Here is a 13460-nt window from a genome sequence, read left to right as displayed (position 1 = left end):
AGACTTCCCGCGCCGTGTCCACGCTGTTAAGCGCGCGGGCACAATGTCCGACACCGCTTTTGATTCCGACCTTCTGCGCCTCCTCTCGACGCGCGGTCACCTGCACCAGATCACCGATCCGGGCGCGCTGGACCAGCTGGCCACGCGCGAAATCGTAACCGGCTATGTCGGCTTCGATCCGACCGCGCCATCGCTCCACATCGGCAATCTCGCTTCGATCATGCTGCTGCGTCGGCTTCAGCAGGCGGGCCATCGCCCGATTGTGATCATGGGCGGCGGCACGGCAAAGGTGGGCGACCCATCGGGCAAGGACGAAACCCGGCAGCTGCTCACCGAAGAGCGCCTTGCCAGCAATATCGCTTCGATAAAGGGTTCGTTCGAGCAAATCCTGCGCTTCGACGACAGCGACACGGGCGCGCTGCTGATCGATAACGACGACTGGCTGAGCAAGCTGGGCTATATCGAGATGCTGCGAACCGTGGGACCGCACTTCACGCTCAATCGCATGCTGACCTTCGATTCTGTGAAGCTGCGCCTTGAGCGTGAGCAGCCGCTGAGCTTCCTCGAATTCAACTACATGATCATGCAGGCTTATGACTTCCTGGTGCTCGCGCGCGATTACAATTGCCGCTTGCAGCTTGGCGGAAGCGACCAGTGGGGCAACATCGTCAACGGGATCGAACTCAATCGCCGGATCGACGGGCGCGAAGTCTACGGCTTTACCGCGCCGCTTATCACCCGCGCCGATGGTGCCAAGATGGGCAAGTCGGTCGACGGCGCGATCTGGCTCAACGAAGACGCGCTTCCGGCCTACGATTTCTGGCAATATTGGCGCAACACCGATGACCGCGACGTCGGCAAGTTCCTGCGGCTCTTCACCGATCTGCCGCTCGACGAGATTGCGCGGTTGGAGGCGCTGGAGGGCGCCGAGATCAACGAGGCCAAGATCGTGCTCGCGAACGAGGTGACGGGTATGGTGCGAGGCCTCGACGCAGCCAAGGCTGCCGAAGCGACGGCGCGCGATACCTTTGCCGGCGGCGGAGCGGGCGAGGATCTGCCGACGCTGGCACTGGGAGAAGACGGGATCAGGATCGGCGCTGTTCTGACGCAGCTCGGCTTCACCGCTTCCAACGGCGAAGCCAAACGCAAGCTGGCCGAAGGCGCGGTGAAGCTGGATGGAGAGACCATTTCGGATCCGGGGCGTGTGATTACGGCCAGCGAGGGCGCTTCGCTCAAGCTCAGCCTGGGCAAGAAGCGTCACGCGATCCTCACCCGATAAAAGACACGCAATCCGCTCGAAAAATCGGTCTTGTCCGGTGCGCCCGTCCGCTCACCGCATTTCCTTAACCGCCCTCGATTTCCCGCTTTACCAAATATCAGCCTTTATGGCGCATAACCAAGAGAACTGATTTCAACGGACAAGGACGGGGCGCAGTGTCTGGAGCGAACTTGAGTGTGACCGATTTGCGCCGCGCGGCGCGTCATCCGGTCGATTTTCCAGTCATCGTGGAGCATTACACACAGGGCGATCTGAACCTGCATGTGTGCAATCTGTCTGCGCACGGCTTCATGGTCGACGACGCCAAAGAGCTGGCGCGCGGCGATCGGGTGATCATTCGCCTGCCCGTTGTCGGTCGTATCGAAGCCTATGTCATCTGGACCAGAGACGAGCGCGCGGGATTTCAGTTCGAGCGGATCATCCGGCTCGATGATTTCATGGCGATCATAGACACGCTTCAGCCGAATCCGCGCCTGCGCCGCAAGCGTTGAGCCCGCTTATGTGAACGGCGTGGCTTGGCAGCCCGCCGCGCGCCTGCCATGGGCTCGGCGTGACCGTCACCAAGCCTACCGACCCCGAAACGTTAAGCGGACCCCGGCGCGAACCAACGCACCCGGTCCAGATTCACAACTTTCGCGCCTATTGGCTGAGCCGTCTCGCCATGACGCTCGCGCAATACGCGATGATCCTGGTCATCGGTTGGCAGATCTACAATCTGGCGCGCGACGCAGGGGCCACTATCGCCGAGGCCTCCGGACAGCTCGGGCTGATCGGTCTTCTGCAATTTCTCCCGCTGTTCGCCCTCGCCCCCATTACGGGCCTTGCCGCCGACCGGTTCGATCGTCGCGCCATCGCGCGCCTGACCGTGCTTTTGCAATTCCTGTGCGCCGGCGCGCTAGCGTGGGCCACTTACGTCGAAGCCGTGAGCGCGGCGGTGCTGTATGGCGTTGCCGTGGCGCTTGGTGTTGCGCGCGCGTTTGCAGGGCCCGCCTTCTCTGCGCTCTCCCCTAATCTTGTCCCCAAGGCCCTGCTCCCGACCGCCATCGCGATTTCAACAATAGCGTGGCAGGTGGGCGTGATCATGGGCGCGGCGCTGGGGGGGTATCTGTACGCCATCGCGCCCGTCCTGCCCTACGCGGTCGCCAGCGGGTTGTTCGCGCTGGCCATCGTTTCGCTTAGCACCATTGGCAAGGTGCCCCAACCCCCACTGCGCAAGGACAGGCGCCCGCTCGGGCAGATCGTCGATGGCCTGCGCTATGTGGTTCGTAACAAGATGGTGCTGGGCTCGATCACGCTTGATCTTCTTGCCGTCTTTCTGGCGGGGGCAAACGCGTTGCTGCCGGTGTTTGCGCGCGATATTCTGCAAGTGGGTGAGCAGGGGCTGGCGCAGCTCGCCATGGCGCCAGGCGTCGGTGCGCTGACGACAGCGGCGTGGTTCTCCTGGCGTCCCCTTAAGAACAATGTCGGGCCCAAGATGCTGATTTCGGTGCTGATCTTCGGGGTCGCCACCATCGTCTTTGCGTTCTCGCGCAGCATGACGCTGAGCCTGGCGATGCTGTTCGTAATCGGCAGCGCGGACATGCTCAGCGTCTATGTGCGCCAGTCGCTGGTGCAGTTGCACACACCCAATGACAAGCGCGGACGAGTCTCGTCGGTCAGCATGCTGGCCATCGGCGCGTCGAATGAGGGCGGCGACGCGTTTTCCGGCGCTCTTGCGTTCTTGATCGGGCCGATTGCTGCCTTGGTAGCCGGGGGGATCGGCGCGGTCGTCACCGTCGCCGTTTGGTCGCGGATCTTTCCGGTGCTGCGAACGACGAAAACCTTCGATCCGCCCGAAGACCTGCTAGAAGGGTCGACAGGCTAAGAACCAGTGATCACCAGCCTTAAGGAGAGGGACCATGCGAGCTGGCAATATTCTCGAGACCATCGGTAACACCCCGCATATTCGACTGGCGCGCCTGTTCCCGGATCACGAGGTCTGGCTGAAGTCGGAACGCGCCAATCCGGGCGGTTCGATCAAGGACCGCATCGCGCTCGCCATGGTCGAGGACGCGGAGGCTTCGGGCAAGCTCAAACCGGGCGGCACGATTGTGGAGCCCACCAGCGGCAACACCGGCATCGGCCTTGCCATGGTTGCGGCGGTCAAGGGTTACACGCTCGTCTTGGTCATGCCCGAATCGATGTCGATCGAGCGGCGTCGGCTGATGCTGGCTTACGGCGCGACCTTCGATCTGACGCCGAAGGAAAAGGGCATGAAGGGCGCCATCGAACGCGCGACCGAGATCGTGGAGACGACCGAAGGCGCCTGGATGCCCTCGCAGTTCGAGAACCCCGCCAATGTCGCTGTGCACGCTCGCACGACTGCGCAGGAAATCCTGCAAGACTTCGCCGATGAACCGATTGACGTCATGATCACCGGCGTTGGCACCGGCGGCCACCTGACCGGCTGCGCGGAGGAAATGAAGCGCGTCTGGCCGCAATTGAAGGCCTATGGCGTGGAGCCCGCGCTCTCCCCGGTCATCAATGGCGGCCAACCCGGCCCGCACCCGATCCAGGGCATTGGCGCGGGCTTCATTCCCGGCAACCTCCACACCGATTCGATTGATGGCGCGATCACCGTCGAGGCTGACGAGGCCAAGGAAATGGCGCGCCGCGCCGCGCGTGAGGAAGGCATGCTGATCGGTATTTCATCGGGCGCGACGCTGGCCGCCATCGCCAAGAAGCTGCCCGAACTCGAAAGCGGATCGCGCGTGTTGGGCTTCAATTACGACACCGGGGAGCGGTATTTGTCGGTTCCCGAATTCCTGCCGATGGAGTAAGCTTGTCTCCGGGGAAGTTTGGGGGGGAACGGACATGCGACGGCTTCATTCGGGATTGGCGTTGGTTTTCAGCGCGCTGGCTCTGGCGGCCTGCGGAGAGGAGATCAGCGCCACATCGGACATCACTGCTTCGGATAGCGGGCGCGCTGGCGCAGGATCGCCCTTGGCGACTGGATCGCAGAGCGCAGGCGCGTCAGACGCAATAGCGCTCGACGCCGAGGGCGAGCCCATTGATTTTCTCACCTACGGCGCGGGCGCCTTCCCCATTCGGTTTGACGAGGACGCGCAAGGCACTGCCGCCACGGCTGTGCTCGATGGAAGGCTGGGTTACGTCAATGTGACGCGCAGCCCCACCGGGCCCGAAGAGCCGATCGCGCTGCTCATCGAATTGCCCGCCATGACGACCTTCGCTGCGTTCGGCGTTCCGCCGCAGTCGCGGTTCGGGTGCTGCAAGGACGCGCATATCGCGACCGTCACCCTCGAAGGGTCCGCGACGTCGCCCGAAGGCGATTTCGAAACGCTCGCGCGGTTTGATATTGCGGCTGACACATACAAAGAGAGCCAGCGTTTTCCCGCCAGCCAGAAAACGCCCGTGCGATGGGTTCGCGTGACGCTGGAAGGGCGCCAGGTCCCCGACCCGGAGGATTATCGCGGGACGGCTTTCACCGAGCTTTTCGGCTATGGCGTTCAGGATCCCATCACGCCCGAAAAGGACCGCTTCACAGGCCGCTGGTTGACCGGCGGTGGAGGCGGCGGGCCTGAGGGCAACCGGATGGAGCTGATACAGGATGGCGCCCTGGTGACGGGATGCGGCATCTCGGGTGGCTCGAACTACACGGTCTCGGGCGGTATCGAGAACGGCCTGCTGAAATACGTGATCGACAGCGACACGATCCCGCGCGTGGCGGTGATCAATTCCGAAGACCAGTTTTCCGGGGCGCTGATCGGCCGGTCTTTCACCCGAACCATTGGCGAACCGGGCGGCGCGCCCACGCCGTGCACGCCGGGCGAGGAGCCGCCACCCAATCCGGTGGGGCAAGCCATCGATCAATGCCGGGTGGCGGTTGTCTACGGGATCAATTTCGATGTCGATTCCGACGCCATCCGCGAGGACGCCATCCCCGCGCTTCAACAGATTCTGGACGCTCTGGTCGCGCGCCCGGACAGCGCGGTGACGATCGAGGGGCACACCGATTCCGATGCATCCGATGAATACAATCTCGCCCTGTCCTCGCGCCGGGCTTCGGCAGTTGTGACCTGGCTGATCGACAAGGGGGCGACGGCTGCGAAACTGACGCCCGTCGGCAAAGGCGAAGCGGAACCCATCGCCGATAACGAAACGTCAGCCGGCAAGGCGTCCAACCGCCGAGTGGAAGTCGAGCCGATGTGCTGAGCGCTGGTCCAACACGGCTTCGTCAATCCGCGCGCCTTCGATGGCTCCCCTAACCCCGCCCACGACGCCTGCGCCGACCATCACAGCTGTCAGGCGATGATGGCTTTCTTTGACAAGGCGCTGCGATGAGCGGTGATCTGCCCGAGACCGACGAACCCAGCGCTCACTCGCTCAGCGTCAGCCTCTCCCCGATCTGCGCTGCCTCGATCTCGGCGTCGCTGAATGGCAGGCGGTGCCATTGTTTGGCCGAGTAGTTGCGCGTCTGATCAGAGTAGTGAGGCGAGGCTGGATTGGTCGATTGCGAATAGCTCAGGATCGCGTCCGCCACCGGGCCGTCCTCGTCAAAGCCGACGATCTGGATGTAGCTGGAGCCGTGCACGGGCGTGAGACCGCCCTCGACCACGCGGCTGCGCTGGAAGTTGAGGACGCCCAGCGTTCCGGGTCCGCCGTGGATCGCGATCCTCTCCTGCCCATCGGCGCGGGTCTGAACCTCGCCCCATACCGCATCAAGAGCAAGGCCCTCCGCTTCGATCTCTGCCGCCGCTTCGCCCAGCGCCGTGAGCATCGCCTCGGCAGCCTCGCCCTCGGTCACGAGGGTGCGAGGCGTGGTCAGCGGTTTGTCCGCATCGAAAGGGACGCTCCACAGGTCGTTGCGGCCGCGGATCTTGTTCCAGAATTTGACGAACAGATACGCGCCCTTGCTGTCGTTTTCGAACAGACGGTCCCAACCCGAAAGCGCCGCGCACGCCTTGTCGAGACCCTGAGCATTCTCGCACAAGCCAATCAGCGGTTCGACCACCATCTCGGCAGCCAGGCTCTTGTTTCCGAAGGTCAGCGCCTTGGCGCGCGCGTGGTCCATCTTGCCCTGCGCCAGAAACGCTTCGGTCTCCTTGAAATTGGAACGCGTGCGCAGGCTCAACGGGTTGGAGTGCGGGCCAAGGATCGGCGCGAGCTCCTCGTAACGGCGTGATGCGTTGCTGATCCAGTAGCTGTCGTTGGAATTGGTTACATAATCGGCCCTCGTGCGCGAGGCCTGCTGGTTTGCGGGCAACAGACCGGGAAAGGGCGCGGTCGTCTCGCGCGTCTTCCAGTCGCATTCGGAACGCGTGCCATCGAGCAAAGTCACCCGGTCCGCAACCAGAGCGGTGAACGGCGTTGCGCACAGCTCGACCAGCGATTTGGTCACGTTGGGAACCGCGGTGATGTCGGCGTGCAGGGCGTTGCCCTCTCGATCTGCGGCAATCGTGTTGACCCAGGGAATCCCCAAAGTCTCGCTGATCGCGGTCTCGATCTCGGCCACCGATGCCGCGCGGCCAATGCCAAGCCACGCTTCGAGCGCCCGCTGATTGCCCGTATTGGCGTCGCGAATGGCGAAGGCGGTGCCGTTCGACCACTGGAACGGCGTTCCCGGGACCGTCGCAATGCGCCCGAACCGTGTGGAATAGAAGGTGCGGACCACCGGATCAGTCCCTTCGGGCATGGGGACCGTGACTTCGCGCGCCTCCATCTTCACCGGCTCACCATCGACCATGTAAACCGTGGGATCGTCGGGCGACAGCGTGAGGGCGTAAACGGTGAAGTGGCGCGCGGCGGTAACGGTGTGGGTCCAGGCCACATCCTTGTTGAAGCCCAGGGTGGGAAGCGGTGTTCCGGCGATCCCGACGCCCATCACATCGTAGCCATCGGGGCCGCGCACATGCATCTGCCAGAAACGCGAGGGCCCTTCCCAGGGGAAATGCGGGTTGCCGATCAGCAGCCCGCGAGCGTTGGCGGTGGCCTCGCCCCCGAACGCCCAACCGTTGCTGCCAAGCCTCGGCTCGTCCGGGTCGGGCAGCGTGAAATCGACAGCCGTGCTCGTCTCCCCCGGAGGCGCCGCGCCGGCAATGCCGGGCGCCAGCGCGAGCGAACTGGCCAGAAGCATCTGCTTTTCCGTCAGCCGCAGCGCATCGTCGATGGTGATTGGCCGCACCCACGCCTTGTCCCGGCACGCCTCGGGCAGGTCTTCGCGCGGTGTGTCGCGCAGATAGCGATTGTATCCCGCGACGTAACCGGCCAACACCTGGATCGTTTCAAGATGCTGATGCGCCACCATGTTTGCGCGCAGCTGCGCAATGTCGAACTGACTGCGAAAGAACAGGTCGGAGGTCACGTTGTCGGTTTGGCTGAAACCCAGAACGGTCTTGCCCTCCGGCCCGAAATACAGCGAGCGTTCGCCGCCGACGGTCACGAACTCTTCGGCCAGCATGCAGATATTGTCCTGCGCGTAGGCGTAGCCCACGCCGTACCCCACCCCTTGCCACGTGTCCGCGCTGATATGCGGGATCCCATAGGTGGTGCGGGTGATCGTCGCTTCGTAGGTGGTCTGCGCGGTGGCGGCGGTGCCAGCGGCGCTCGCCGCAAGTGCCGCAAGGCCCAAAGCCCAATGGCGCATCGTGTCTCTCCCCTCGGTCCGTCTCGTCTGTGTCGTCTGACTTGTGTCGTGTTGCCTGGGCCGCAACGCTAAAAGAGCGTTCGAGCGAAGACAAGCGCAGGCGTGAGCGGACGGTTTTCCTACTTGTACGCGGCTTGTTAGCTTCGCCGCGGGGTCTTTTACACCGATTCGCCGTGCCTTTTGGCGCGAAAGCGCGTTCATACCCCCTTCCTCGGATGTACTTCATCAACTAACTCGCCGCGACTCGGGCAAAGTCGCCGGAGGTGATCCGGTTCGGGATTGAGGCAGGCAGGTCGGCAATGAACTCGCGCTTTCCGTTCCATGGGGGTAAGGCGATGCGAACGGATCGAGAGGGTATGCAGTCGAACCGACGTGTTTTCCTGGCGGGTGGAGCCGCCGCGCTCGCCGCGTCCTGCGCGCCGACGATGCGTGCAACCGGCCCAGCGCCCTCTCCCCCTCCCCCTCCCCAGGCCCCGCGTCGCGAGCCGTTTCGGGCGGATCGCGAACACCTTATGAAGGTTACCGTTTGCACGCGCCCCTTCCGTCCTGCGGGACCGCGCCTCGAGATCGAGCGGTTTGGCGAGAAGACGGTGGTGCACAATTATGGCCACGGCGGATCGGGCTGGTCTTTGAGCTGGGGCTGCGCGGCGCAAGCAGCGGCGCTGGCGCGATCGCAGGGGCACAGCGAATTCGCGGTACTGGGCGCGGGCGTGATCGGCCTGACCACCGCGCTTCGTCTTCTGGAAAGCGGCGCGCGCGTGACGATTTACGCCGAGGATTTTCCCGCCGAAACGCGCTCAGCCCGCGCGACCGGCGTTTGGTCCCCGAGCAGCCGGATCGGCCTTGCGAGCGAGGTGCCGCCGGGATTTGCGCAGCGCTGGGAAGAGTGGACGCGCTATTCGCACGCGAGGCACCTTCAGATGGTCGGGCTGGACGATGCGCCTATCGAGTATCAGACCCAATACTACCTTCGCGGCGGCGTGATGGAGCGCACGCCGGCAAGCCGGGATTTCCTTGAGCTTGGTCGAGGGCTGCGCAACCTCAACCCGCCCTGGACCGACACCGATCCCGAGCGTGACCCGTTTCCGGGCAAGGCGCGCCGGAAGGGCCAGTCGATGATCTTCAACGTGACGGGCTATTTCGACCGATTGGCGCGCCAATTCGAGCGGCGCGGCGGGAGGATGGTCCGCCGGGCCTTCGCCGAACGCAGCGAGGCTCTGGCCCTGCCCGAGCCCGTGATCCTCAATTGCATGGGCTATGGCGCAAAGTCGCTCTGGGGCGATGAAACCCTCGTTCCCGTGAGGGGCCAGATCAATTGGCTCGTGCCGCAACCGCGGGCTCGCTACGGGTTTTTCTATGACGGCGTCAGCGCGATCTCGCGGCGGGACGGCGTCATCATCCAATACACCGGTCCCAACGATGACTTTGGCTACGCGAACGCAAGCGAAAGCGTGGACGCAGCCGAGACCGATCGGGCTCTGGCGACCGTCCGCCGCGCCTACGAATAAGGGGGCTCAGCCCTGCCAGACCGAGCCCCCATTGCGTGACGAAACTGTGTGATCAGGCCCCTATCTGATCAGGCTGCGGTGGCAAACGCCTCTTCGGGCAGCTTCATCATGTTCTCGCTGCCGGCCTCAAGCTTGCGGCGCAGCGCGCCCGCGTCGGGCAGGAAGCGCTCCGCGTAATACGCCGCCGAGGTCAGCTTGGCTTGATAGAAGGCGGCGTCGTCGGGATTGCGTTCAAGAGCGGCTTTCGCCACCTGCGCTTGCTTGAGCCACATGAAGCCCAGCGTCACGATGCCCATGATGTGCATGTAGTGGTGCGCGCCTGCGCCCAGGTGGTTCGGGTTCGCCATGGCATTCTGCATGAACCACATGGTCGCCGCCTTCTGCTCGCCCAGCGCCTTTTCCATCTTCTCGGCAATCTCTGCGAGACCATCGACGGCCTTGGTCGAAGCGATTTCCTCTTCGACAGCGGCGAAGAAGGCCTGCACCGCGCGGCCACCCTTGCTGGCCAGTTTGCGACCGCACAGGTCCATCGCCTGCACGCCGTTAGTGCCCTCATAGATCATGGCGATGCGGCTATCGCGCACGAACTGTTCCATGCCCCATTCCTTCACGTAGCCGTGCCCGCCATAGACCTGTTGCATGTTGTTCGCGATGTCGTAGCCCTTGTCGGTGCCGTAACCCTTGATGACCGGGGTCATGAGACCGATCAGGTCATCGGCAAGCTGGCGCTCTTCATCGGTCTGGGCCTTATGGGTCAGGTCCACCTGAAGCGCGCCCCACAGGCACAGCGCGCGCATGCCTTCGTTGAAGACCTTCGCGTCCATCAGCATACGCCGCACGTCGGGGTGGACGAAGATCGGATCGGCCTTGGCTTCGGGCTCAGCCGGGCCGGTGAGCGCGCGTCCCTGTCGACGATCGAGCGCGTAAGTCACCGCATTTTGATAGGCGACTTCGGCCTGTGCCAGCCCCTGGATACCCACGCCAAGGCGCGCCGCGTTCATCATCACGAACATGGCGGCAAGACCCTTGTTCTCCTCGCCGACCAGCCAGCCTTTGGCGCCGTCATAGTTGAGAACGCAGGTCGCGTTGCCGTGAATGCCCATCTTCTTCTCGATCGACCCGCACGAGACGCCGTTGCGCTCTCCGGGTTCGCCGTTCTCGTCGAGGATGAACTTGGGAACGATGAACAGCGAAATGCCCTTTGCGCTGTCGGGCGCGCCCGGCGTCTTTGCCAGAACGAGATGGATGATGTTGCTGGTAAGGTCGTGTTCGCCGGCCGAGATGAAGATCTTGGTGCCGGTGATCGAATACGACCCGTCGCCTTGAGGCTCGGCCTTGGTACGGATCATGCCGAGATCGGTGCCGCAGTGCGGTTCGGTCAGGTTCATGGTGCCCGACCATTCGCCCGAGATCATCTTGGGCAGATACATGGCCTTTTGTTCTTCGCTGCCCGCCGCCTCAAGCGCAGCCGCGGCGCCGCTGGTCAGCCCGGGATACATGCCGAACGCCTGGTTGGCGGTGGCGGTGAACTCTTCCACCATGAAGCCAAGCACGTGCGGCAGGCCCTGACCGCCATACTCTTCCGGCTTGGCAAGCGTGCCCCAACCGCCCTCGACATAGGCTTGATAGGCTTCCTTGAACCCGTCTGGAGTTGTCACCGACCCGTCTTCATGGCGCGTGCAGCCCTGCTCGTCGCCGATCTGGTTGATCGGAGCGAGCACTTCGGAGGCGAACTTGCCCGCTTCGTTGACGATCGCCTCGATCATGTCGGGCGTCGCATTCTCAAAGCCCGGCAGGTTGCCGTAGCTGGCAAGATCGAGCATTTCGTTGATGACGAAGCGCGTGTCGCGTGTCGGGGCGGTGTAAGTTGGCATCACTTGATCCCTTTATAGTGTGCGTTGTTTGCTTGTTTGGTGGGTCCTGAGCTGCGTGTGTCAGCCGAGCTCGAGCTTCTCGATCTCGGCGACAAACTCGGTCAGTTCCTTGATGGAGCTATCGATATCAGCGCGCTGCGCCTTGAGTTTCGCGATATGCGCGCGGCATTTTTCCACCGTGACACGGCGCTGTTCGACACGACCGTCGTCCAGATCGTAAAGATCGATCATCTCACGGATTTCAGTGAGGCTGAAGCCGACATTCTTGGCGCGCATGATCCAGGCAAGCCGCGCCCGGTCGCGCTTTGAGTAAACGCGAGTGAGGCCAACGCGCGCAGGCGCGATCAACCCCTCATCCTCGTAGAAACGAAGGGCACGCGCCGTGCATCCGAATTCCGAGGTCAAGTCGGAAATCGAGAATTGCTCTCGTTCCAGCTTGTCCGGCGTGTCGATGTGCGCGCCGTTGTGGCGCTGGTCGGTCTCGGCCTCTGTGGCCTTTGGGTCAGCGGTTGCGGTAGCCATGCGCGGATGTCTACCTTCCCTTTACGTGAGCGTCAAGTCTTGACCTTAAGGAGAGTTGGCGTCCAACGGCTTCAGGGCAAGCGCATCATCGGCATCAAGGTCCAACTCACGATAGAAACACGACCGCGCGCCCGTGTGGCAGGTTGGCCCGACGGGTGTCGCATAGATGACAAGCGCGTCCTGATCGCAATCGACCAGAATGCGTTCAACCCTCAGCACGTTTCCACTCGTTTCACCTTTCATCCAGAGTCTTTGGCGCGATCGCGACCAGAAAGTGACATTGCCACTCTTGCGGGTCGCCTCGATGGAATCGGCGTTCATGAACGCGACGACGAGGACCTCGCCCGATTCTGAATCCAGCACGACACCCGACACCAACCCGTCGGGACCGAACTTCGGGGCGAAGACCGTTCCGTGTTCGTGCTCTTGCTGGGTCAAATTGTCAGCGGATTTCATCACCTACTCCCCGGAATCGCCGCAATCTCCTTCGCGGGCGGCGCTGTGACTTAGCCTGTCGGAAGGAAACAAGATAGCTAGCCTATGCGGCCAAGGTTTGTTGCATCTTCACAACAGATGCCCCCGAAAATCGGTTCGAGCATCATAAGGGGCTTCCCGATCGGTAATCAGAATGGAACATAAGCTTCACGAGCTTTTCGCAAGCTTGTCCTTCCGAACAAAGATGCGGGTTCGCATTTAGGTTCAGGGGGTGATCTGCCGCAAGCCAACAGCGGGGTGTTGGACTGGTGGATCGAACGATGAGGGATTAGATCCTGATGGCGAAGTTAGGGGGTCGCCATCTGAGCTCTCGAGAGCGGATCAAAATCGTTTCGTCACGTGGCGCCCGGGGTCTTTACGGCCTCGGGCGTTTCGCTTTCAAGGTCGGTGGGGCGAAGCTGCTTTCGGCGGAAGCGGCCGAAACCGTTCACGTGTTCTCGACTTCTGCGAAACACACGGTCTTGACGCTGCGCACCTGGCAATCGCGCAGGGCCTCGATGCACGCCGAACTGGTCGCGCCGCTGGTGTAAACGTCATCAACAAGGATCACATCGCGCTCCGTCACCACCGCTTGCATCGAACCGGCGACCTCGATCGCTCCCTTCAGCGTTTCCCGGCGCTGCTTCTTGTCCAATCCCCCCAAGCTGGGTGTCCGCTTGCGTCGGCTGAGCGCATCAAGGCACGCCTCGCCCTTTCCCGCCTTCGCCAGCTCGCCGGCTAACAATGCAGCCTGATTGTAGCCGCGCTCCAACAGACGAAGCCGATGCAGGGGCACAGGCACAAGAAGAGGCGGATTTTCTGGGTCGGCATTCGGCAACCGCGTCGCCATCATTTGGGCCATAAGCTTCGCGAGCGCGATCTTCCCGCCATGCTTTAGGTTCAGCACCAGTTGGCGTGATGTGTCGTTGTAGATCCAAGGCGCGCTGATCGCATTGTCCTCATCGCACGATAGGGCATGTGACGCCTCAAGTTTGCTCCAACAATCAACGCACAAGCCGCCCTGCGCGGCGATCGCCACGCCGCACACGGGGCAGCGCGGCGGATAGATCAGGTCCACGATAGGACGAAGGCCTGCCTTGATGTCGGACACAATGTTCACCCTCACTATGTCGCACGCCTTGCGCTCGACACGCAAGCGC

11 protein-coding genes are annotated in these 13460 nt (G+C 62.9%); 6 read left to right on the top strand and 5 right to left on the bottom strand.

Annotated features, from left to right (window positions below; all coding sequences use genetic code 11):
• Nucleotides 1-43: 43 nt before the first annotated feature.
• The 5 genes from tyrS to QNI87_RS04055 all read left to right on the top strand — a co-directional run bounded on the left by tyrS (nt 44) and on the right by QNI87_RS04055 (nt 5491).
• Nucleotides 44-1279 carry a tyrosine--tRNA ligase gene (tyrS, locus tag QNI87_RS04075; protein ID WP_300594336.1) on the top strand — a complete coding sequence of 412 codons (1236 nt, stop codon included), beginning with the start codon at nt 44-46 and terminating at the stop codon, nt 1277-1279.
• Nucleotides 1280-1455: 176 nt separating this feature from the next.
• Nucleotides 1456-1770 carry a PilZ domain-containing protein gene (locus tag QNI87_RS04070; RefSeq protein WP_300594333.1) on the top strand — a complete coding sequence of 105 codons (315 nt, stop codon included), beginning with the start codon at nt 1456-1458 and terminating at the stop codon, nt 1768-1770.
• Between the two features lie 59 nt (nt 1771-1829).
• The gene (locus QNI87_RS04065) at nt 1830-3143 is read left to right on the top strand and encodes an MFS transporter (protein ID WP_300594331.1); all 1314 of its coding nucleotides are present in this window, start codon (nt 1830-1832) and stop codon (nt 3141-3143) included.
• A 34-nt stretch (nt 3144-3177) separates the two neighbouring features.
• Complete coding sequence (cysK, locus tag QNI87_RS04060) at nt 3178-4098, top strand: cysteine synthase A (RefSeq protein ID WP_300594328.1); 921 nt, start codon at nt 3178-3180, stop codon at nt 4096-4098.
• Between the two features lie 34 nt (nt 4099-4132).
• Nucleotides 4133-5491, top strand: a complete 1359-nt coding sequence (locus QNI87_RS04055; protein WP_300594325.1) for an OmpA family protein — start codon at nt 4133-4135, stop codon at nt 5489-5491.
• A 163-nt stretch (nt 5492-5654) separates the two neighbouring features.
• Here QNI87_RS04055 and QNI87_RS04050 read toward each other — a convergent pair whose 3' ends face one another.
• Nucleotides 5655-7922 carry a penicillin acylase family protein gene (locus QNI87_RS04050; RefSeq protein ID WP_300594322.1) on the bottom strand — a complete coding sequence of 756 codons (2268 nt, stop codon included), beginning with the start codon at nt 7920-7922 and terminating at the stop codon, nt 5655-5657.
• Between the two features lie 512 nt (nt 7923-8434).
• On the opposite strand from QNI87_RS04050, the gene QNI87_RS04045 reads away from it, so the two are divergent.
• Entirely contained in the window at nt 8435-9430 is a 996-nt protein-coding gene (locus QNI87_RS04045) for an FAD-dependent oxidoreductase (RefSeq protein WP_300594319.1), read from the top strand.
• 68 nt (nt 9431-9498) lie between these two features.
• On the opposite strand, the gene QNI87_RS04040 is transcribed toward QNI87_RS04045, so the two are convergent.
• From QNI87_RS04040 to QNI87_RS04025, 4 genes are all read right to left on the bottom strand, one after another.
• On the bottom strand, nt 9499-11304 hold the full coding sequence (locus QNI87_RS04040) for an acyl-CoA dehydrogenase C-terminal domain-containing protein (protein WP_300594316.1): 1806 nt from the start codon (nt 11302-11304) through the stop codon (nt 9499-9501).
• Between the two features lie 60 nt (nt 11305-11364).
• Nucleotides 11365-11826, bottom strand: a complete 462-nt coding sequence (locus tag QNI87_RS04035) for a MerR family DNA-binding transcriptional regulator (RefSeq protein ID WP_300594313.1) — start codon at nt 11824-11826, stop codon at nt 11365-11367.
• A gap of 45 nt (nt 11827-11871) precedes the next feature.
• On the bottom strand, nt 11872-12282 hold the full coding sequence (gene hisI / locus QNI87_RS04030) for a phosphoribosyl-AMP cyclohydrolase (protein WP_300594310.1): 411 nt from the start codon (nt 12280-12282) through the stop codon (nt 11872-11874).
• A gap of 466 nt (nt 12283-12748) precedes the next feature.
• Nucleotides 12749-13426 (bottom strand): ComF family protein, encoded by a 678-nt coding sequence (locus QNI87_RS04025; RefSeq protein WP_300594307.1) that lies wholly within the window; start codon nt 13424-13426, stop codon nt 12749-12751.
• Nucleotides 13427-13460: the final 34 nt, after the last annotated feature.

Origin of the sequence: Erythrobacter sp., from assembly GCF_030066995.1 — a bacterium.
Classification (GTDB): Bacteria; Pseudomonadota; Alphaproteobacteria; order Sphingomonadales; family Sphingomonadaceae; genus Erythrobacter.
This window is presented reverse-complemented; position numbering and strand designations above follow the sequence as displayed.

Bases quoted from the DNA above. Each gene is read 5' to 3' on its own strand.
- tyrS (WP_300594336.1), top strand. From the start codon at position 44: ATGTCCGACACCGCTTTTGATTCCGACCTTCTGCGCCTCCTCTCGACG.
- cysK (WP_300594328.1), top strand. From the start codon at position 3,178: ATGCGAGCTGGCAATATTCTCGAGACCATCGGTAACACCCCGCATATT.
- QNI87_RS04055 (WP_300594325.1), top strand. From the start codon at position 4,133: ATGCGACGGCTTCATTCGGGATTGGCGTTGGTTTTCAGCGCGCTGGCT.
- QNI87_RS04050 (WP_300594322.1), bottom strand. From the start codon at position 7,922: ATGCGCCATTGGGCTTTGGGCCTTGCGGCACTTGCGGCGAGCGCCGCT.
- QNI87_RS04045 (WP_300594319.1), top strand. From the start codon at position 8,435: ATGAAGGTTACCGTTTGCACGCGCCCCTTCCGTCCTGCGGGACCGCGC.
- QNI87_RS04040 (WP_300594316.1), bottom strand. From the start codon at position 11,304: ATGCCAACTTACACCGCCCCGACACGCGACACGCGCTTCGTCATCAAC.
- QNI87_RS04035 (WP_300594313.1), bottom strand. From the start codon at position 11,826: ATGGCTACCGCAACCGCTGACCCAAAGGCCACAGAGGCCGAGACCGAC.
- hisI (WP_300594310.1), bottom strand. From the start codon at position 12,282: ATGAAATCCGCTGACAATTTGACCCAGCAAGAGCACGAACACGGAACG.